The organism is Pseudanabaena cinerea FACHB-1277 (assembly GCF_014696345.1).
Lineage (GTDB): Bacteria > Cyanobacteriota > Cyanobacteriia > Pseudanabaenales > Pseudanabaenaceae > Pseudanabaena > Pseudanabaena cinerea.
Map to the genome: position 1 here is coordinate 26,014 of NZ_JACJPY010000024.1, position 20,955 is coordinate 46,968.

Sequence of the window (20,955 nt, forward strand, 5' to 3'; positions counted from 1 at the left end):
TTCCTTTCTACTTTTTCCTTTTTCCTTGCCAGCGCAAGCTCAGAAGTTTCTGGCGATCGCCGTTAATAGCAATCTCGATAGTAATGACCGCGATAGTGTGATTACTTTGCGGGAAGCGATTATGCTTGCTAATGGTAAATTGGCAGTTCATCAATTAACGACAGCCGAAGCTAGGCAAGTTAGTCCAAGTTCACAACCAAGTCCCCAGCGTCATGACATTGATTTTCGGGAATTGAGCGATCCGAAAATTTTATTGCAAAGTGCTTTACCAGATCTAATCACGCCGATCGCCATTGATGGCACAACCCATCCCGCATACCAAAGCGATCGCGGCTTTTCTGTGGAAATTCCCATCCCTAAGCCCGTTGTCACGATTACCCCTGCGCCACAAGTACAAATCATGCGTGGACTAAGTATCACCAGCGATAATGTCAGCATCAAGGGCTTGAGCATTTACGGCTTTAATTCACGCCATTATGAAACTGCGGTTACGCCCCTCGGTGATATTTTTATATCCCATCGCTTGCCACCCCCCATCACCACTGAGCAGCAGCCCCCCGCCCAGTTTGCCCCCTTCCACGATCGCGATCGCCCTGCCAAGCGCGTCATTATTGAGGACAATTGGCTAGGCATTCCCCCCGATGGCTCGATGCCTGCCCAACCCTCTGCCTTTGGCATCTATCTCTTTCATGGCATTCAAACCAATATCAGCCGCAACCTGATTGCCAATCATCAGGGTAGCGGGATCATTACGGCAGTCGATAGCCGCGATAGTGTGATCCAACAGAACGTGATTCAGGGTAACGGTTTTGATGGAATGCCCGATGCCATTCGCTTAGAAGGCAATATCGACAGGATGCAGATCCGTTCTAATATTATCTGTGGCAATGCGGGAGCGGCAGTATTCCTATTTAAACCAGAGGGCGCGATCAGGGTGCAAGACAATTCCGTTAAATTCAATTCTCGCTTCTACCGCCGCTCCGCCATTCATCTGATGGGGCGCGGGCATATTGTGTCAGACAATCGCATTAGCAATCAAACTGGCTCAGGTGTCACCGTTGAAGGTTTTCCTGGCAGCGATCGCAATATAATTCGCCAAAATCAGTTCCAATTTATCGAAGGTCTAGACATCGACCTAATCCACCGCCGCAATGTCGGTGAACGGGATTTTCGGGTGGGTGATGGGCGCAACCCCAAGCGCGATTCCTATTACCGCCGTGTGGATACGGGCAATGCTGCCATTAACAGCCCCGAATTTCTGGCAAATGTGTTTAATCGTATTGATGGCAAAGTGGGCATCGATGGCATTGCCGATCCTCATACCGAAGTGGATATCTATCGGGTCAAAGGTAAAGGGCTTGCGGAATTACTAATTACGATCAAAACCAACGCTGAAGGCAAATTTAGCCATCGGTTTGACAATCTCCAAGCTGGCGACACCCTCAGCGCGATCGCCACTGACCCCGAATTCGGCACATCGGAACCCGCCCACCATGTCCGCATCGCGGAACTCAATCAACCCGTCCCTGTGATGCCTCCCGATCCCAGACTGTCACCCCAATGCACTACGCCGCCACCGCCACCCGTTGATATAGAGCCACCGCCGCCACCGCCACCGCCCGCCCCCCCCACTTTACAACTGCCGCGCCAAGTCCACTTTGCCCTTGATGAAGACTTCATCAGCAAAGCTTCGGCAAAGGTGCTAGACAAAATTGTAATGGCACTGAAAACCTACCCCAGCATTACCCTTGAGCTAATCGGTCACACCGATCCGAGAGCCACCGATGCTTACAATATCGAACTTGGATTGCGCCGTAGTCGCTCGGTGAGTCGCTATCTCCGCAGTCAAGGTGTTGCCCCCGAACGCATCGTGGTGCGATCGCAAGGGGAGAGCCAACGACTCACCAATCAAAGCGATGTCATTAACTATGCCCGCGATCGGCGGGTAGAATTCTTCCTGTTTAACACCCAAGGCATCGAGATCCAGTTAATCGACCAACAAGAAGACATTCAAATCGAAGGCAGATAGAACCAATAAAGAATCCAATAAAGAACCAATAAAAGGGAAGTAATTTGAATATGGCAAAGAAATGGCAAAACGCAATTATGGCAATCAGGCAATTATTTAATTACTTATTTAATTACTTTGCTCAAGTAAATCTGCGTCAACTCAAGCGGATCTTACTTCCCTTTGCGGGTTTCATCATCACCCTCAGTCTCATTCTCTTTGCCAATCATCACACTGCTCCACCCGCTCAATCCCAAGTTACCGTTGCCTCAATTAACAAAAGTTTCTTGCCAATTGCAATCGATCCTGGAGGAGTTTCTAGACTCAGTATCAGTATATTTAACTCCAGCGCATCCCCTTTAACTGGTAACAGTATCACTGATGTTTTTCCCGCAGGGATGACCGTTGCCGCCCCCTTAAACATTGGCAATAGCTGTGGTGGTACTGTCACGGCAGTTGTTGGCGGTAATTCTATGGCGCTGAATGGTGGTACAGTTCCTCCTGCTTCTGGAGGGGTTGATGGCAGTTGTACTATTTCTGTAGATGTTACTTCTACCATTCAGGGTAACTCAATTAACAATATTCCCATTAATGCTCTAACTAACGATCAAGTACAAAGAAACGCTACTCAGGCTAATGCCACTCTCCAAGTTAGAACAATGACTGCACCGAGTATCAACAAAGTAATCGCCCCTAGCACGATCGCCACAGGTGACACCGCATTATTAACCATTACTCTCAGAAATAATGATCTTAGTATTCCTTTAACTAATGCCTCATTTACCGATACCTTGCCCGCTAATGTATTAATTGCTGGTACACCCAACCTTGGCGGCACTTGCCTCACTGCCAACGGTGGCACAGGTTCAGCATCAACAACGCCCACTTCTGTCACCCTTACAGGTGCAACAGTTGCACCTAATAGCACTTGTACGCTATCAGTGAGCATTACTTCTAATGTCATCGGGAATTATACCAATGACATTCCTGCTGGCGCAATTTCATCAACTCAGGGAGTTACTAATGCAAACCCAACCAGCGCCCCTCTCGCAGTTCAACAAGCCCGAATAGTTGTTACTAAGAGTTTTAATCCTAGCAATCCCAACATTGGAGAAAATAGTAATCTTACAATCACCCTCACCAATTCCACTACTAATAACACAATCACAGGCATTAATCTCACTGACACAATGCCAGCAGATTTAACAGTTGTAAATTTTGGGACTACAACCTGTACCAGTGATGGCACTCCAACTAATAGTACTTTATCCTTTACTTCAAATTCTGTTACTATCACGGGCGGGATATTGCCCCCCAATTCCACAGCCAATAATAGTTGTACAATTACAGCCACGGTTACATCTAACATCGGTGGGCTAAAAGTAAATACAATTGACGCAAATAATGTGGCTAATACCCAAAACTTACCAAGTACTGCCACTAGCGCCAATATTAACTTCCGTGGAATCACGGGGACTAAAACCTTTGCAAGAGCAGTTGCTGCTGTTGCGCCGCTAACAGCCACAGACTTACTACCTGGGGAAGTCGGTATTTATACCCTCACTCTTACAAACCCGACCCCTCTTAGCATCACCAACATAGCTTTCACGGATACATTCCCAAATACTAACCTCCAGTTAAATAGTCCACCCAATGTGACTAATAGCTGTAACGGTACTGTCACCGCCAATAACCGCGCTAATCCCAGTCCCGATCAAATAATCTTGACATCTGGCTCTCTAGTCCCCAATAGTTCCTGCACAATTACCTTTGAAGTTGTTGCCGAGTCAGTAGGATCAATGAGCAACAGTATACCAGCCAATACGATTACCAATAACCAGAATGCAGGTAACGCTAATAATATAAACACTGCTGCTGTAAGAGTGCCTGGGCTAAGAATTAGCAAGGTCTTTAGTCCTAGTACTACCACAGTCAATGGTCTTACCAGAGCAACTATCACTGTCGAAAATATAACTAGTACGACAAACATAACCAATATTCTCGTCCCCGATGTATTGCCATCAGGTTTGATCGTTGCCACCCCACCCAATGATAGTACAACCTGCACGGGCGGTAGTGTGAGAAGGGTAGATAACACAACGGCTTTATCTGGTGGTGAAACTCAATTTAGACTAGTTGGGGCAAGTTTAAACGCTAGCTCGACCTGTACCTTTCAAGTCGATCTCACCCCGACTACTGCTGGTAATAAAGATAATGTATTTAACCCAGCTAATATCACTAATGCTGAAAATGCTCCTGCCATTGCTAGTGGCGCAACTCTGACAATTGATACTAGTTCTATTACTGTTAATAAATCATTTTTGACTTCTCCCGTAAATGTTAATAGCAATACCAGAATTAGAGTTGATATTATTGTGCCTGCGGGTTCAGGTAATGTGACAGGACTAAATCTGACTGATACCTTACCTGCGGGATTACAAATTGCGAGCACGCCAAATCTGACTCGTGAGAACTGCGCTTTTACCCCAATTGGTGCTTTCACTGCAACGGCTGGTGGCAATACCATTACATTGACTGGCGTTAACATCAACCAAAATCAAACTTGTAGAGTTGAAGTGAATGCAGTACCAACTACACCAGGCAACAAAGTTAATGAAATTCCTGCTAGTGCAATTACCACAAATCAAGGCAGAACTAATACTAACCCCACTTCTGCCACCTTACAGGTAACGGCTGTTCAATTAAATAAATCCTTCTCCCCTAATTTAATCGCCCCTAGTGGTCGCAGTGTGTTATCGGTGACGATTACCAACTATGCCAGCTTCCCTTTAACCAATGTGCAGGTAATTGACCCCTTACCCCAAAGTCCAGTGGCACAAACAATTTCAATTGCCAATCCGCCCAATGGTAGTACTACCTGTGCTAGCGGAACTGTCAATGCGATCGCTGGTGGAACAAGCTTTAGCCTCACAGGGGCAACTGTACCTGCTTTTGTTGGCGGTGTACCTGGGATATGCACATTTCAAGTAGAAGTTACTGGTACTGGAGCTAGTGGCAGCATTGATAACGTAATTCCTGCGGGTATTGCCAATTTCAGTAGTGCCGAAGGGGTCACAACATCAGCTCCTACTTTGGCAACCCTCAATTATGGTCCTTTGCAAGTTTTAGTTAATAAAAACTTTAATCCGCTAACTGTCTCTGGTGGCTCAACCTCATTACTGACAGTTACACTAACCAACAACTCGGCGGTAAATTACATTGGTGTGAACTTTACAGACAATATGCCCACAGGCATGCAGCTTGCCGCTCCTCTAAATGTTAGTACCACCTGTGCATCAGGCATCATTACTGGCAATCCTGGGGATGGTAGTTTTAGATTGTCGGGAGCCTCCATGCCTTCTAATTCTAGTTGTACCGTCTCCGTTAGAGTGGTTTCGTCTGCTGAAGGCAACTTGACTAATACTATTCCCGTTGCTGGTGTCAGAAGTTTTCAAGGTGCAACTAACCCTGATCAAGCCCAAGCCACATTGACAAATTTACCTGGTATTGGGTTGGGTAAAAGCTTCACCCCATCAACGGTTAATCCAGGGGACATCACGAGATTGACGATCACGATTATTAATTCCCGCCCCGTTGACCTTTCCAATTTAGGCATTACCGATACTTTACCCGCAGGGCTGGCGATCGCCTCCCCGCCAAACACAAGTACCAATTGCCCTGCTGGTGTAGTTACCACCACAGCCAATAGTGTCACTCTCGGTAGTGCAACAGTTGTAAGTAGCACGACCTGCTCGTTTAGTGTTGATGTTTTGGTGGCGGCTGTAGGAAGCTATACCAATATCATTCCTGCGGGTAGCATTACTAGCACTCAAAGCTTTACAAACCCCGATCCTGTTGAAGCAACTGTAACTGCGGCAATTTTACCAACGATAGCCAAGTCATTTGCGCCTAATACTATTAGCCAAGGTGATATTTCCACCCTCACGATTCAGCTTGGTAATGCTTCTGGCGCAGCCATTACTTTAACTAGTGCGTTTGTTGATAATTTGCCAACGAATGTTTTGGTTGCCCCAACGCCTAATATTGGCGGAACCTGTACAACAGCCAATGTGGTTGCCAATGCTGGCACGATTACCTACAACAATGGTGCCACTATTCCTAATGGTGGCTGTAGGATTACTGTGCAGGTAACTTCGGCAACAAATGGCGTGTATGTGAATACGATACCTGCCAATGCATTACAGACCAACATTGGCAATAATCCTATTCCAGCAACGGCAACGTTAACGGTGCAAGGAGGTTCGCCAAATGTGGTTTTAGTAAAACGGATCACGCGCATTAACACTAATGATCTCAATGGATATGAAAATGATCTTAGTACCACTAATGATGACATTACAAATAACTGGCCTAATCCTCTAAGTGATTCGCTAAGAGGCTCACTTGCCCAGACAAATGTGCGTCCACAGGATGAGGTGGAGTACACAATTTATTATCTAAATATTGGTTTGAATAATGCTAACAATGTGCGGATCTGTGATCCTGTGCCTGCAAATACGCTCTATATTGCCAATGCTTTTAATGGCTCTACGCCCACCGATGGTGGCTTACCTGCGGATTTGGGGATTGTGTTGCAGACAGGAACAACCATAGGCGATCGCCGCTATCTCACAGGTATAAATGATGGCGATCGCGGTCGTTATTATGACCCGACCATTGGCGAGGTCACACCTAGCACGGGTAGCGATCGCTGTGTCCAACCCGATAATCCCACTTTGCCCATCACCACCAATCCCAATGGCATTGTCACGGTGAATGTCACCCGCATACCGACATTCCCATCTGTGCCTAATGCCACAGGGGCAGGATTACCGCCTAGCTCTTACGGATTTGTAAGATTTAAGGTCAGAGTCAAATAAAAAAGAGGGGCGCATAGCGCCCCTCTTTTTTTACTTCAGATAATTTGGATTACCAAATAATGCCAATCTCTTTACCAAAATCCCCACTAAGCAAATCTTCCCACTCCTTGTAAGTTCTGACTTTCTGAGTACCCGCCATAACTTCTTCGGGTTTTAGATATATAACAACAACTCCAAAACCTCTAGGCTGCTTTCTACGTCTCAGCGAAGATCGGTTGACCGTATTGCGTGATGAGACTTTGGGTATATTTTTCAGCCCTGTTCCTCGAATCGGTAAACGCATACACTTCACCTTGTTCTAAACGTATGGATTTTTGATATGTCATGCCTATGAATAAAAATCTAGGCAGTGATCGATTAATTTATGTTTTCGACTGGGAAACTTTTTGAACAAAATTATCTAACTGCTCGACAGCCATAAAAAAGCCTTGATATCCTTTCATATCATTATCATTTTGATCGTATTCCCAAGACTGGACATCTAAGGGAAGAGAAGCTTTAAGTTGGCTTTCATTTAAATTGAAACAATTCATAAAACGTTGATCGTAAAGCTCAAATTTTAGACCCTTTGATTCAGAACATTCATTTGGTAGAAGACTCATTACCAGTAAATCCTTACCGCTTGATTTTCCAAAAAGATTAATTTTAGAACGATTGGTACTGATTTTGGAAAATAATGGTTTGATCTTCTCAATGCCTAGTGGAAGGTCGTCATAACCATTATTAGATGCAATTCCAGAAAATTGTTCGAGAGAGAGGGGGCGATTTCTTTTAAAATTACTTTTGTTTTTTGTATTGCTATCAACTTGTTCTGGCTCGATCAAAAACACTCGTGTTAATAATTCAATTCCTTCTGTTGTCTTAAAATATTGAAAGGTTACAGCATTAATATTCACCCCATAAGTATTAGATAGGTAGCTAATAATACGCTCTGACTTTTGATCGATTCTTGAAGCCACAACAACTATCTTATGATTGGTATTTACAGATTCTGGTAGATCTTTCAGGAATTTATTCTGAAAGACATCCTCAAATGGCTGCTTCAAATACTGATCAGCAATTTCTATCACTCGTTCATAGGATAAATCAACAACCCATGAAGCATAATCTAATGCTTGAGCGACAGTATCACGGGGAGTCTTATCTCTCTTCAACTCAACAATAACTGTATCTCCAGACGAATCAACGCAAAGTAAATCAATAGAGCCGCCAAAATCGGTAGAAACTTGTCTGCCGATAACTAAAAGATCTTTATCCAGAATACTAATGTCATTTTCGAGCCAATTTTCCAGCCGCGACTCAAAATTTAATTTGCTTGTATTAATTTCCATTAAAAGATCGTCTGCGCTTACTTGCCAAACACGAGTATCAGAACTCATAACTCTAACCTGAAATAAACCATAGAATAAAATCCTCGCATATTAATTTTACTTTTACCCACATGAAACGAATCTTGCAAAAGTAAAGTGGCGGCAATGCCACCACTTTACTTTTGGATTTTATGCACCTTCGCGCAGTTTATCCAAGATCGAACGATCTTCTAAAGTGGAAGTGTCGCTGGTGATTTCTTGACCAGAGGCGAGCGATCGCAGCAATCTTCGCATGATTTTACCCGATCGCGTTTTGGGTAGAGCTTCCGCAAAGCGGATTTCATTAGGACGAGCGATCGCGCCAATTTCATTGACAACGTGCTTCTTCAGTTCCTTGGATAGCTCTTCGCTAGGTTGGCGATCGCCTTCGAGAATTACAAAGGCAAAAATATCCTCTCCTTTAACATCATCAGGCTTACCGACAACGGCAGCTTCGGCAACGGCAGGGTGAGAAACTAGGGCAGATTCAATTTCCATAGTTCCCAAACGATGTCCCGCAACGTTAATTACATCATCCACACGCCCCATCACCCAGTAATAGCCATCTTCATCTTTACGCGCCCCATCCCCTGCGAAATAGACATAGTTGCCATCCTTGGGGGGAATATGTTCCCAATAGCTCTTACGGAACCTGTCAGGATCGCCATAGACCGTCCGCATCATGCCCGGCCAAGGATGACGCACGATTAGATAGCCGCCTTCATTGTCATGGGCAGGATTACCATCGAGATCGACAATATCAGGAATGATGCCTGGGAAGGGCAGGGTGGCGGAACCTGGTTTAGTGGGAACGGCTCCAGGGAGCGCAGTGATCATAATGCCGCCTGTTTCTGTCTGCCACCATGTATCGACAATGGGGCAGCGACCGCCGCCGATCACACGGTGATACCACATCCAAGCTTCAGGATTGATCGGTTCACCCACGGTTCCCAATAGTCTCAGGGAAGTGAGATCGCGGGTATTGGGGTGATGTTCACCCATTTTGATAAAGGAACGGATGGCAGTGGGTGCGGTATAGAAAACTGTGACTTGGTACTTCTCAATTACATCCCAAAAACAACCCAAATTAGAAGCTCTGGGCGCTCCTTCATACATTAAGGTTGTGGCTCCATTGGATAAAGGTCCATAAACAATATAACTATGTCCTGTAATCCAGCCCACATCAGCAGTACACCAATAGACATCCGTGTCTTTGAGGTCAAAAATCCATTTAGCAGTGATGTGACTGTAGAGGTTATAGCCTGCGGTGGTATGGACAACTCCTTTTGGTTTGCCCGTGCTACCCGAAGTATAGAGAACGAAGAGCATATCTTCGCTATCCATGGGTTCCGCTTCGCATTTTGCCGATACGCCTTGCTGAAGATCATGCCACCAATGGTCACGCCCTGCGCTCATGTGAATGTTTTGACCAGTGCGCTTGACCACTAGCACATCAGTTACGGAAGGCACGGCTCCATTGGCGATCGCCTTATCCACTTGCTCCTTGAGTGGCACAATTACATCCTTGCGCCAGCCACCATCGGCGGTGATCACTAACTTGGCTTCTGCATCCACAAGGCGATCGCGCAGGGCTTCTGCACTAAATCCACCAAACACGACACCATGCACCGCGCCAATTCTGGCACAGGCAAGCATCGCGATCGCCGCCTCTGGAATCATCGGCATATAGATACCCACGCGATCGCCTTTTTTAATTCCCAATTGTTTAAGGGCATTGGCGAACTGACAAACTTCGCGATGCAATTGAGCATAGGTGAGGGTGCGCGAGTCGCCATTTTCCCCTTCCCAAATTAGCGCCGCTTTATTTTTGCAACCTGTTTTGAGGTGGCGATCGAGGCAATTGTAAGAAATATTGATCTTGCCGCCATCAAACCATTTGACATTGGGTGGTTGCCAATCTAGCACTGTATGCCATTTCTCAAACCAATCTAGCTCCGTAGTAGCCAGTTCTGCCCAGAATGCAGCAGGGTCAGCTTTAGCGCGATCGTATATTTGTTGATATTCTTCTAGGCTTTTAATATGGGCAGATTGGGAAAATTCTGCCGACGGCGCAAATAGGCGCTTTTCATTTAAAACCGATTCAATGGTGGGCTGGGACATGGTGGGCGCAAAATTATGAATATAGTACAAAAACGCAGAATTATTAAAATCCTGATTTTTTATGGTTTTTGATTAATCTAGCTATTTTACCCCACAGCCAAGAACACCAATCATGGCGATCGCCATATCATCGGATGGTCGCTTGGAAACTGCCATAGAGATCAACTAAAGTAAAGAGAGAAATTTTAATAATTTTAATAACTTTATATTTAGTAGCTTGATCTGTGCAGGAAGACTTTCGCTTAATTGTTGATTTGGTGACAGTACTTGCCGCCGCCTCCTTTGGGGGACTATTGGCGGCGGGGTTAAGACTGCCCGTGCTGTTGGGATATATCTTTGGCGGCATTGTCGTTGGTCCAACGGGGCTAGGGCTAATCAAGGAATTGATTCAGGTAGAAACCCTTGCCCAGTTTGGTGTTGCTTTTTTATTATTTGCCCTTGGGGTGGAATTTTCACTGAAGCAATTAAATAAGGTAAAAGCGATCGCCCTTGGTGGTGGCACATTGCAGGTTTTACTAACCATTGCCCTCACCGCCGTCCTTTCGATATTTGTGGGCTGGGTGGAGACTCCTGTGCAGGGTGTCTTTTTGGGTGGTATTTTGTCGCTATCCTCCACGGCGGTGGTATTGCGAAGCTTGATGGAAAGCAATGAGACCGAATCACCGCAAGGACAGGTCACGCTGGGCATTTTAATTATCCAAGATTTAGCATTGGGGCTAATGTTGGCGGTACTGCCTGCCCTCGATCATCCCGAATCCGTTAGCATTGAAGTGATCAAGGCGCTATCGGTGACAGCCTTATTTGCAGGATTGGCGATCGCCGCAGGTATTTGGTTGATCCCGCCCTTTTTGCGCTGGGTGGCTGGAACGGAGAGCCGTGAGTTATTTCTGTTGAGCGTAATCGTTTTATGTCTGGGGATTGCGCTGCTTACGGAGTCCTTGGGGTTATCCATTGAAATGGGCGCATTTGTGGCGGGCTTGATGATCTCAGAGGTGGAATATGCCGATCAAGCCTTAACCTATGTCGAGCCATTGCGCGATGTCTTTGCCACCTTGTTTTTTGCGGCGATCGGGATGTTGATCGACCCAGTATTTTTGGTGCAGAACTGGGAATTGATTTTAGGATTAGTGGCGATCGTCATGCTGGGTAAGTTCCTAATTGTCGTGCCTTTGGTGAGCATTTTCCGTTATCCCTTACGGGTGGCAATTTTTGCGGGTTTAGGTCTGGCGCAAATCGGCGAATTTTCCTTTGTGCTTGCCAGTGAAGGTCAAAAGCTAGGCTTAGTATCACGCCGCGTTTATTTGTTAATTTTAGGAACAACCGCCGTCACGCTGATGGTGACACCATTTTTACTCAAGGCAACACCCACAATTCTTAGCCTTTTGGAAAAAGTACCATTCCTGCAAGCATGGATGAACAAGTTGGATATGCCACAGGAAATGATGACTAATGCGGAACTGCATGATCATGTGGTGGTCTGTGGCTATGGGCGCATCGGTCAGGGGATTGTGGCGCTATTGCAGTCTAAGGGCTATCCTGTGTTGGTCATTGAGGATGCCGAATCCAAGGTGCAAATGCTGCGATCGCGGCAGATTCCCTATCTCTATGGCAACTGTGCCAGTCCTTTTGTATTAGAAAAAGCAGAAATTAGCCATGCGCGATCGATGCTGATAGCCATTTCTGACCCAATTTCCACAAGGCTCTGTGTGCAGAGGGCGATCGGCATTTCCCCAGAAATTGATATTGTCGTCAGAGCCGAAAAAGATGCAGATATTGATACGCTGTATCAGTTGGGAGCTAAAGAAGTCGTGCATCCCACCTTTGAGGCGAGCTTGGAGCTAACCACCCATTTACTGCTCTGCCTTGGTGAAAGTACGCAGAATATTCAGTCAGAAATTATTGCGGTGCGCCGTAGCCGCTATGTTAACTTCCGTCCTGAAATTGCCTGTGTTTTGCCATCGGTAGTACCTTTGCTGCCGAATAATCTTGTGGAAATTGACCAAAAAGCTTCTTAAAGTTCTCTATGCAGTTGCTCTTTAAAACTTTGATTAAATCTTCGATTAGATCTTTGAGCAAGATCTGTCCAACTTTTGGATCGGCGTGCATTGCTACCATTGTTATTGCCAGCCTTAGTGCTTGCCAAGGTTCTAAGCTTGGTAGTTCCCTTGAAGGTGCAATTTCACCCGCTAGTAACGCTCCTGAACCAGATTCTTCAAAGCCGATCGCTCCTTCGCCACAACTCCCCCCCCCAGCAACCACTCCTCAAGTAAGCCCGACTAAGGCAAACCCAAATCTAAATCTAAAACAAGTCATGGCAGCGATCGCCCTGCAAGCCATACCCAAATCATCAGCGCCTCAACAACCATCCCTTACCGATTATTTAGCGATTAGATTTGAGGCGATCGCCCCCACCACTGCCACCTTTAGCGACATTAGCCAAGCCCCCAATTCCCTGCAACCTTGGCTCAAGGATCTCAACAAATTAGGCACAATTGAGCCAAAAATCAGGCAAGAATTTCAGCCCAATACCTTGATTGCCCGCCGTGAATATGCCCGATGGCTATTTAAAACCAATAACCGCCTTTATCAAAAACAACCCAGTCGCCAAATTCGCCCTGCCCAGTCTACCGATAATCCTAGTTTTACTGATATCCCCAAAAGTCATCCCGACTTTGCCATCATCCAAGGCTTAGCCAATGCGGGGCTAATCACAGGCGATCGCTTTCGTCCCAACGATCCTTTACTGCGCGAAGAATTAGTCCAGTGGAAAATACCCCTTGATATTAGGCAACCCTTACCCAGTGCCAATGTTGAAAATATTGAGCAATTATGGGGCTTTCAAGACAGCGATCGCATCAGTGACAATGCTCAGCGATCGATCTTTGCCGATGGGCAGTTAGGAGATCTTGCCAATATTCGCCGTAGCTTTGGCTTTACCACAATCCTACAACCACAAAAGCCCGTCACCCGCGCCGAAGCCGCAGCCTCTCTGTGGTATTTCGGCACAGCGATCGATGGCATCTCTGTCACCAAAGCTTTGGAGGTAGAAGGTCTAAATAGCAAGAATTAATGATTTTGCGTCAGTTCTATTTATTTTAATGTAAGCTTAGATATATATATATCTATATATATTTAAAATTGTAAGGAATTTAGCTACAGAGTTAATTAACCTTTAACTAATCTCTTAGACCGATTCAGCATTGTGTATCAGTGTGAAAGCCTTGGCTCGATTTGTATTTGGTGATATTCATGGTCAGTATGACGGCTTAATGAAGCTACTAGAACTCATTAAGCCAAATCCTGACGACAAGTTATTTTTTTTAGGAGACTTGATCGATCGCGGCAGTCGTAGCGCCGATGTCGTGCAGTGGGTCATGGAAAATGGTCATACTTGTCTGCGTGGCAATCATGAACAAATGTGTCTTGATGCTTTTGCCAGTAGTGAGGGATCGTTAACTTGGAAAGGCTGGCTACTAAATGGCGGTGCAAATACCCTCGAAAGTTATGGCAGTCCAACCATTCCCGACGCGCATTTAACGTGGATGAAACAATTGCCCCTCTATGTGGATTTAGGCGATGCTTGGTTAGTTCATGCAGGCGTAAACCCTAACCTGCCCATTGAGCTACAGGGTTCCTCTGAATTTTGCTGGATCAGGGAAGAATTTCATAGCGCCCCCGAACCATTTTTTGATGACAAAATCATCATTACAGGGCATACGATTACCTTCGTATTTCCAGGGGTCAAACCAGGTAATCTCGTCTTAGGTAAGGGGTGGTTAGATATTGATACAGGCGGCTATCACCCTAAGAGTGGCTGGCTGTCAGCCCTAAACCTTGACTCAGCGACTGTATATCAGTGCAATACTTTCACCAATGAGTTAAGGATAAATTCGCTGTCAGATGTCACAACGGTGGTGGAGCCAATGCCTAAGGCTAGGTCTTCAGCGAATAAAGCGGCTCCTAAGCGGCGCTGGTCATGGGTGTGATTATTGTAGCTCCTGCTATGTTTGCCATTGATGCGATATTCTAGGCAATGCCTCTAAGGCATACTCATCAAGCCATAAATTTACTTAAATATTCACTATGTCACCTGATTATATAAAAGCCCAATTAATTCTGCTTATTTCCATTGTTGCAGCGATCGCGTTTGTGGGCTGCATTTACGAAATATCCTACGGCGCACCCGACTTCGGCTTTGCCACAACTTGGGCAATTTTGCTAATCAGCGTACCTGTTGGGATCTATACCTTTGTCAAAGCAGTTAGCCTAGCTAGAAAATCCATGAACTAAGATCCAATTCAGCAATTATCAAGCAAACAAGCCACAAGAGTCACAAGAAAATTTTTGAAAGCGTTGCAAAAGCGCAATGCTTTCAAAACTCTTTTTAGTTTGAGCGCAAATACCTGTAAATCAAGAAAACATTTCCACACTAGAGGAATAGATTGGCTCAACATGAATCGCAATTACGCGCTTTGGTCTTACTAGCAAAATTTCATTTAGCTCAGCGCGGACAGGGATTGGCATCAGATCATCTTCTCCTGCTTTCGCTTTAAACTGAGAGGCATACCATGTCTTCACTTCTTCGATGGTAGTAAACTTAGTGATCACTTCCTGACCACCCTCTAGCTTTAGATGCACGATATATTCATTAGGTTTTTTCGGTTCCCTTGCCATTTTGCTCGACTCCGTATGCGCTTGATCATGCCGAATTATACAGCGCTTTGTGTTGACTTGAAACCCAGAGGCATTTTTGAAAACGCCGTTTTGCAGTGCTTTCAAGAAATCAGTTAAAAGAAAACCGCCTCACCGCCAATAAACTACCAACCACACCAATAAACGAGCCAAATAGCGTTAGCACCAGTGGCAATAAAAACTGGATTCGCAGATCTGTCGTTAAGCCCAAGGTCAAAGACTTAATTAACTCAGGTTGATTAACGATCGCCCCACCCAACAAATTAGTACTAAAGAGCAGCATCCCATAGGCAGTTGCCGCCCCTGTGATCCCAAAAAATACCCCCTGCAATACAAAGGGGAAATAAATCCAAGCTGCCGTTGCCCCCACTAGCTGCATCACCTCAATTTCCCGTCGCCTTGCCAACACAATCAGACGGATTGTGGTCGTAATCACCGCGATCGCAATGATCGTAAATACCACCACGATCGCCAAACTAATATTACTCAAAGCACTGCGTAACTGTCCAATGCGCTCCACCACCTCATTGGTGTACCACACCTCATTAATGCCCTTCAGCTCCGATATCCGCCTTGCCACATCAGGCACGCGATCGCTCGAAACCGCCCTCACCTTAAACTCATCCACCAGAGGATTTCCCCCCAACTGTTGCGTTGCCTGACTGAGATCCGTCTTACCCAAATCCTTGAGCAAACTTTCCCATGCATCATCCTTAGAAATCAACTTCGCCGCCGCCACCCCCTCCACCAACAGCAACCGTGACTGCATCGACTCCCCAGCCGTATTTTCATCAAGATAAACCGATATTTCCAACTGACTACCCAACTGCCCCAAAACATTCTCCAATTGCCAAGAAACCTGCAAACTCGCACCAAACAAAAACAATAAAACCGCCACCGTACTAATCGCCGCCCAATTCATCCAACCACCACGCCGCAACCCCAAAAGAGTCTCTCGCAGCAAATAATCAATTTTCGTAAAAAAGCGAAGAACATTTTGAAACATAGAGTTTAGACAAGGAAAAATTAAAAAGGTAAAAAACAATCACCAATCACCAATCACCAATCACCAATCACCAATCACCAATCACCAAAAGCTAAACAATATACCCATTATGTAAATGTAAAACAGGATGATTAGCGGCTCTGACTAATTGTTCGTCATGGGTCGTTAATAAAACTGTCACGCCAAAGGAATTGAGCTTTTTAAGAATTTTAATCACTTGCCAAGCATTGTCGGGGTCAAGATTGCCCGTTGGCTCATCAGCAAGCACTAGCGGCGGCGTATTAACGATCGCCCTTGCAATACTAGTACGTTGCTGCTCACCCCCTGATAGCTCTTCAGGGAAGCAGTCTGCCTTGTGCATCAGCCCCACCATTTTGAGGGCAGGCTGTACCCGCCTTTGGATTTCTTTGTAGGTGTAACCTTGAGCCATCAATACAAAAGCCACATTCTCTGAGACTGTCCGCCTTGGCACCAGTTTATAATCCTGAAAAACAATGCCAATCTTACGGCGGAGCATTGCCAAATTATTGCCCTTTAATCCCCTAAGATTAAAACCATTTACAAATATTTCACCATCACATACCTGCTCCGCCCCATAGAGCAGTTTGAGTAAGGTGGACTTACCAGATCCTGAATGACCTGTAATAAATTTGAAGTCTCCTTTATGTAGCTCTATACTGACATCACGCAAACCCACTGCCCCATTGCTATAGGTCTTGCGGACATTTGCTAACCTGACAATTACTGGTTTTTTTTGACCATGATCATAGCTATTGGGCTTGTCTTGATCATTGGCGCGATCGCGGTCATCATGGCTAGCAGGATCGGCGGCGGCACTGACCGATGATTTAGTTGGCAGTTTTAGCATGGTCGACAATAATAATCTATGGAATTTATCGAGATTATACAGATCAAGTCAAGACATCAGCATCGGCTAAGGCACTTGATCCGTCTCTCTGTCATAATACTGCGTGAATTTAGCAGCAAACAATGATAAAAACTTGTAAGCTTTTACTCAGTAGATTTGGCTAACAAACCAAGATGCTTGCTATCATTGTCAGCAAAAGCCGCCAATCTACCTTTTGGCGATCGCCACAATGTCATAAGCACCACAATCACCCGAATTACTAATAAATTACTCACAATTTACTAGCAGTCTATTTACCAAACCAACTGAGGAGTTATCAGCAGTGGCAGCGCACAAAATACTTGTAATCGATGATAGTCGCGTAATTCGTAACATGGTACGCGATATGCTCCCGCCAGCAAACTTTGAGGTTATGGAGGCAGCCGATGGCATTAAAGGACTAGAAATGATCCAACAGCAAAAGCCTTGGATGATCATGTTAGATTTTTTGCTGCCAAGAATGAGCGGGTTTGAGGTATACGAATCATTACAGCAAAATCCTGAGTTAAGAAGGATTCCTCTAATCTTGATGTCTGGGCGTAAGGAAGAAGTAACCAGCAAAATTCCTGAGCCCTTTGAAGATAAGCACCTTGTATTTGTCGAAAAGCCCTTTGAGCAGAAGGAATTAATTGCGGCAATCAAAAAAGCGATGGTGCTTTCACAAAAATTGCCACCCCTTTCTGTCATTCCCACCTCACCTTCCGTTTCTGAACCCACACCATTGCCTAGCGACGACTTACTCAAGCGCATTCAAGAGCTTGAAGCTAAGCAAACCGCCCTTGAGCATCAACTCTCAACTCAGCAAAAGCAATTCCAGCAGTTAGTCGATTTCATCAAAAAGAAACTAAAATGATTTAATTTGTCCAAGCATTAGATAATCCAATCATTATGATTACAATTCATCTATGATACAGCCGATTGAGGCTTTGAGTAGTACAGAGATATCTTTGAAAGCGTTACCTCCCGTCACTTTCAAGAATATTTCTAGGTTTTAAGTAAGCGCAAAGCGCTGTAATTCATGGATGGATTGTATTTTGTTTATTGACATATCTTGGCAACCGCTAATATTGACTCATCCAGCTTGCCGAAAACTACTGACTCCGCTTAGCTGCAACGATTTTAAAGATTAACTATACCAACGACAGTTAAAATGCAGCATCTTCGATAAAGTATCCCGCATACCTCTTCAGGATGGAATTAACTGAAACTTAAACATATCTCCTGATAGCCGTTAGGGAATAGTCTAGAATTATGTAGGAGTGTTAAAACACAGTTAAAAAAAATGTAGTTTTTTGGCTGTTTGAGACAACACCAAACTGTGATGAAAATGTCCATGAATCATCAAATATAGGAGAATATAATAAATTTTACAGTTTGAATTGCTGATCAGATGCCTTTAGTCTCTAGATTCATCTGGACATATGCTTGTCTAGTATTACTCATCTATGTGAAAGGTCTCTTAGATCGGAAGTCAAACGATAATTTTTGATGTTCAAATTTTTGCATTCTTGATATTTTCGTTTCTTTATTTTCGTTTCATTCATTGGATATCTAGCTAAGTATCACACCATGACGATCAGTATCTCTCGCACTCTCAACAATAATAGTTCTGAGAATGAATTCAAAGCAGCAAAAGTTTTAGAATCTTTACCCACGCGCAAGCCAATTTCGCAAATTATTCGCGATCGCGTCATTGCGGCTGGCGATCCATTTTTTGCCAATGACTCAATCGCCCATCACATCAGCGAGTTGGAGCGAGAGGAATTAAAAAAAGAAATTGAGGTCAAGCTGCAAAGTGTTTTTGATTCTTTGGTTATTGATACTGCCAATGATCACAACACTCAAGAGACGGCAAAACGGGTGGCAAAAATGTATGTGGATGAAGTGTTTAAAGGTCGCTATCATCCTATGCCCAAGGTCACAGATTTTCCTAATGCCAAGGAGCTAGACGAAATTTATACCCTAGGTCCAATTTCCGTGCGTTCAGCCTGCTCACATCATTTTGTGCCAATAGTGGGGCAAGCTTGGATCGGCATCGTCCCTAGCGATCGCGTAATTGGCATTTCTAAATTTAATCGAATTGTTGATTGGGTGATGAGTCGCCCCCACATTCAAGAGGAAGCGGCGATCATGGTGGCAGATACCATCGAAAATTTGATTAAGCCCAAAGGTCTAGCATTTGTGATTAAAGCTCAGCATATGTGCATGACTTGGCGTGGGGTCAAAGAGCCTGAGACTAAAATGGTTAACTCGATCGTGCGCGGCTCCTTTAGAAATGATCCTTACATGAAGAAAGAGTTTTTTGACCTAATTCGCGCTCATGGTTTTGGTGATTAAAAAACACGCGAGTAGCTTATAGCGCTGACCTCTTACATTCTTGTCGCAAGTGACTTACAAAGCTCTACGCTGATTTACAACCCCGACAACTTTTCAGAGGCAATGCGCCCTGCCGCTTTTGAAAAGTTGTCTGTGCTACTCAAAGCCTCAATAAGCTACATAACTTTTAATCAAAAGTCGGATATTTTGATTCCTTCCCCAAAGTCCAAGCATAAATTAACTTAGAATGACCTGCTTAACCAGTTTTCCAAAGTTATTTGTAACGCCATTTGTAATGTCTTTTGTAATGCCAAACTTTTTCAAAAATATTCTTTACTCTGTTTTCTATCAACTAGTTGCAACATATCGTGTTCGCCAGATTAGCAAAGCGATCGCCTGTATTGGTGCGAGTTTACTTCTAGCGATCGGGTTAAACCTAACAACTAGCCCCCAATCCGTAGAAGCAAAGCTCACCGATGATACTTATGATGGCAACATTTTTGCTCTCTATGGCGGCAATGGCTCCATCGTGCCAGCTCGCATCAACCTTGCCCAATCACTAAAGCAAGGACGCGCCGCCATGCTAGTTTTTTATATTGATGATAGTAGCGACTGCAAGAGATTCTCACCAATCCTCAACCTTGCTCAAGCACAATATGGTAAAAATTTAACCCTAATCCCTGTATCCGTTGACAGCTTAGACTTACAGAGGTCAGATTATCAGCCCACCGAAGAAGCTTACTATTATCGTGGCGTAGTACCTCAGACCGTATTAATATCTGATCAGGGTGAGAAGAATTTTGACCAAGAAGGGGTATTTGGCTTTGAAGAATTAGATGCGGCTATTCGTAATCTATTTAAATTGCCAATAGCTCCGCCATCCCAAAGGTTCCGAAAAACCAATCAACCTATTAATGAGGTAAATCCTTAACAAAGCTCAAACCAAAAAAGCTTTAAAAGCCATGCAAAGCATGGCTTTTAAAGCTGCTCTTGTGATTCGTTTGAGTTTGAAGACCTGCAAGCCAGCACAAAGCGCTTTACTAAAAAAAGAAAGACTTGATCAAGCCTTTCTTTTTTTATGGCTATTCAAAAAGCATTAGTCTTCAGCAGGAGGACTGACTTGCTCTTTGAAAGACTTACCTGCGGAGAAAGCAGGTACTTTGGTCGCAGGAATTTCCATCTTTTCTCCAGTTTTAGGATTACGCCCTTCTCTAGCTTTGCGTTCGCGAGCTTCAAAGGAGCCAAATCCCACTAAAGTAACTTTATCTCCACCAGCAACGGTGTCGATAATTACTTCTAGAGTGGCAGACAAAACTTCGTCGGCAGTCTTTTTGTTGATTTGCACGCCTTTTTCGGATGTTTTTTTGGCAATCGCATCAACTAGTTCACCTTTGTTCATAGGTTTCCCCTTTTTATAAATAGGAATTGATTATGGGTTAAATCTCAAAGCAAACATCGTGCGATCGCTCTTTGCGAAACCCGCACTGACTATGACTTCTGATTGCTTATTCTAATAGTAACTTGCCACTTGTGTATATACGTAATGGTTAATTTATATGGATTTGAGCAGCTTTTTTCAAATACTTATTGGCGCAATTCTCTATAAAATTCTCAAGATCCTTACCAGGAAAGGCTTTTAAGGTTTTGAGTAAATTGCTAATCAGTGTAACCTATGT

General features: G+C 44.5%; 17 protein-coding genes. 9 read left to right on the top strand and 8 right to left on the bottom strand.

Annotation, left to right across the window (positions count from 1 at the left end; translation table 11 throughout):
• Positions 1 to 25: 25 nt before the first annotated feature.
• On the top strand, positions 26 to 2,029 hold the full coding sequence (locus H6F44_RS09610; RefSeq protein WP_190350738.1) for an OmpA family protein: 2,004 nt from the start codon (positions 26 to 28) through the stop codon (positions 2,027 to 2,029).
• Between the two features lie 50 nt (positions 2,030 to 2,079).
• Positions 2,080 to 6,888 (top strand): beta strand repeat-containing protein, encoded by a 4,809-nt coding sequence (locus tag H6F44_RS09615; protein WP_190350739.1) that lies wholly within the window; start codon positions 2,080 to 2,082, stop codon positions 6,886 to 6,888.
• A gap of 49 nt (positions 6,889 to 6,937) precedes the next feature.
• Here H6F44_RS09615 and H6F44_RS09620 read toward each other — a convergent pair whose 3' ends face one another.
• From H6F44_RS09620 to acs, 3 genes are all read right to left on the bottom strand, one after another.
• Positions 6,938 to 7,171 (bottom strand): hypothetical protein, encoded by a 234-nt coding sequence (locus H6F44_RS09620; protein WP_190350740.1) that lies wholly within the window; start codon positions 7,169 to 7,171, stop codon positions 6,938 to 6,940.
• A 79-nt stretch (positions 7,172 to 7,250) separates the two neighbouring features.
• The gene (locus H6F44_RS09625; protein ID WP_190350741.1) at positions 7,251 to 8,267 is read right to left on the bottom strand and encodes an endonuclease NucS domain-containing protein; all 1,017 of its coding nucleotides are present in this window, start codon (positions 8,265 to 8,267) and stop codon (positions 7,251 to 7,253) included.
• Positions 8,268 to 8,387: 120 nt separating this feature from the next.
• Complete coding sequence (acs, locus tag H6F44_RS09630; protein WP_190350742.1) at positions 8,388 to 10,358, bottom strand: acetate--CoA ligase; 1,971 nt, start codon at positions 10,356 to 10,358, stop codon at positions 8,388 to 8,390.
• A 224-nt stretch (positions 10,359 to 10,582) separates the two neighbouring features.
• Here acs and H6F44_RS09635 point away from each other — a divergent pair, with 224 nt between their 5' ends.
• From H6F44_RS09635 to H6F44_RS09650, 4 genes are all read left to right on the top strand, one after another.
• Positions 10,583 to 12,373, top strand: coding sequence for a cation:proton antiporter (locus H6F44_RS09635; protein WP_190350743.1), 1,791 nt, complete (start codon positions 10,583 to 10,585; stop codon positions 12,371 to 12,373).
• Positions 12,374 to 12,402: 29 nt separating this feature from the next.
• Positions 12,403 to 13,428 carry an S-layer homology domain-containing protein gene (locus tag H6F44_RS09640; protein WP_190350744.1) on the top strand — a complete coding sequence of 342 codons (1,026 nt, stop codon included), beginning with the start codon at positions 12,403 to 12,405 and terminating at the stop codon, positions 13,426 to 13,428.
• 151 nt (positions 13,429 to 13,579) lie between these two features.
• Entirely contained in the window at positions 13,580 to 14,344 is a 765-nt protein-coding gene (locus H6F44_RS09645; protein WP_190350760.1) for a metallophosphoesterase family protein, read from the top strand.
• 97 nt (positions 14,345 to 14,441) lie between these two features.
• Positions 14,442 to 14,648 (top strand): hypothetical protein, encoded by a 207-nt coding sequence (locus H6F44_RS09650; RefSeq protein WP_190350745.1) that lies wholly within the window; start codon positions 14,442 to 14,444, stop codon positions 14,646 to 14,648.
• A 120-nt stretch (positions 14,649 to 14,768) separates the two neighbouring features.
• Here the strand turns inward: H6F44_RS09650 and H6F44_RS09655 are convergent, their stop codons facing one another.
• The 4 genes from H6F44_RS09655 to H6F44_RS23540 all read right to left on the bottom strand — a co-directional run bounded on the left by H6F44_RS09655 (position 14,769) and on the right by H6F44_RS23540 (position 17,199).
• Complete coding sequence (locus H6F44_RS09655) at positions 14,769 to 15,032, bottom strand: hypothetical protein (RefSeq protein ID WP_190350746.1); 264 nt, start codon at positions 15,030 to 15,032, stop codon at positions 14,769 to 14,771.
• Positions 15,033 to 15,141: 109 nt separating this feature from the next.
• On the bottom strand, positions 15,142 to 16,056 hold the full coding sequence (locus tag H6F44_RS09660; RefSeq protein ID WP_190350747.1) for a cell division protein FtsX: 915 nt from the start codon (positions 16,054 to 16,056) through the stop codon (positions 15,142 to 15,144).
• 91 nt (positions 16,057 to 16,147) lie between these two features.
• Positions 16,148 to 16,915, bottom strand: a complete 768-nt coding sequence (ftsE, locus tag H6F44_RS09665) for a cell division ATP-binding protein FtsE (protein ID WP_407681867.1) — start codon at positions 16,913 to 16,915, stop codon at positions 16,148 to 16,150.
• 152 nt (positions 16,916 to 17,067) lie between these two features.
• Positions 17,068 to 17,199 carry a hypothetical protein gene (locus tag H6F44_RS23540; protein WP_277874117.1) on the bottom strand — a complete coding sequence of 44 codons (132 nt, stop codon included), beginning with the start codon at positions 17,197 to 17,199 and terminating at the stop codon, positions 17,068 to 17,070.
• 47 nt (positions 17,200 to 17,246) lie between these two features.
• Between H6F44_RS23540 and H6F44_RS09670 the strand changes: the two genes are divergently transcribed.
• From H6F44_RS09670 to H6F44_RS09680, 3 genes are all read left to right on the top strand, one after another.
• Positions 17,247 to 17,816: a response regulator gene (locus tag H6F44_RS09670; RefSeq protein ID WP_190350748.1), complete on the top strand. Its 570-nt coding sequence runs from the start codon at positions 17,247 to 17,249 to the stop codon at positions 17,814 to 17,816.
• A gap of 716 nt (positions 17,817 to 18,532) precedes the next feature.
• Positions 18,533 to 19,300, top strand: a complete 768-nt coding sequence (folE, locus tag H6F44_RS09675; RefSeq protein WP_190350749.1) for a GTP cyclohydrolase I — start codon at positions 18,533 to 18,535, stop codon at positions 19,298 to 19,300.
• A gap of 274 nt (positions 19,301 to 19,574) precedes the next feature.
• Complete coding sequence (locus H6F44_RS09680; protein WP_242016516.1) at positions 19,575 to 20,210, top strand: thylakoid membrane photosystem I accumulation factor; 636 nt, start codon at positions 19,575 to 19,577, stop codon at positions 20,208 to 20,210.
• A gap of 165 nt (positions 20,211 to 20,375) precedes the next feature.
• Here H6F44_RS09680 and H6F44_RS09685 read toward each other — a convergent pair whose 3' ends face one another.
• On the bottom strand, positions 20,376 to 20,678 hold the full coding sequence (locus tag H6F44_RS09685) for an HU family DNA-binding protein (RefSeq protein WP_190350750.1): 303 nt from the start codon (positions 20,676 to 20,678) through the stop codon (positions 20,376 to 20,378).
• Positions 20,679 to 20,955: the final 277 nt, after the last annotated feature.

What these genes read in the sequence shown, in the direction of transcription:
- acs (WP_190350742.1), bottom strand. Translation starts at nt 10,358, where the DNA reads ATGTCCCAGCCCACCATTGAATCGGTTTTAAATGAAAAGCGCCTATTT.
- H6F44_RS09685 (WP_190350750.1), bottom strand. Translation starts at nt 20,678, where the DNA reads ATGAACAAAGGTGAACTAGTTGATGCGATTGCCAAAAAAACATCCGAA.
- H6F44_RS09625 (WP_190350741.1), bottom strand. Translation starts at nt 8,267, where the DNA reads ATGAGTTCTGATACTCGTGTTTGGCAAGTAAGCGCAGACGATCTTTTA.
- H6F44_RS09660 (WP_190350747.1), bottom strand. Translation starts at nt 16,056, where the DNA reads ATGTTTCAAAATGTTCTTCGCTTTTTTACGAAAATTGATTATTTGCTG.
- H6F44_RS09620 (WP_190350740.1), bottom strand. Translation starts at nt 7,171, where the DNA reads ATGCGTTTACCGATTCGAGGAACAGGGCTGAAAAATATACCCAAAGTC.
- folE (WP_190350749.1), top strand. Translation starts at nt 18,533, where the DNA reads ATGACGATCAGTATCTCTCGCACTCTCAACAATAATAGTTCTGAGAAT.
- H6F44_RS09680 (WP_242016516.1), top strand. Translation starts at nt 19,575, where the DNA reads ATGTCTTTTGTAATGCCAAACTTTTTCAAAAATATTCTTTACTCTGTT.
- H6F44_RS09655 (WP_190350746.1), bottom strand. Translation starts at nt 15,032, where the DNA reads ATGGCAAGGGAACCGAAAAAACCTAATGAATATATCGTGCATCTAAAG.
- H6F44_RS09650 (WP_190350745.1), top strand. Translation starts at nt 14,442, where the DNA reads ATGTCACCTGATTATATAAAAGCCCAATTAATTCTGCTTATTTCCATT.
- H6F44_RS09615 (WP_190350739.1), top strand. Translation starts at nt 2,080, where the DNA reads ATGGCAAAGAAATGGCAAAACGCAATTATGGCAATCAGGCAATTATTT.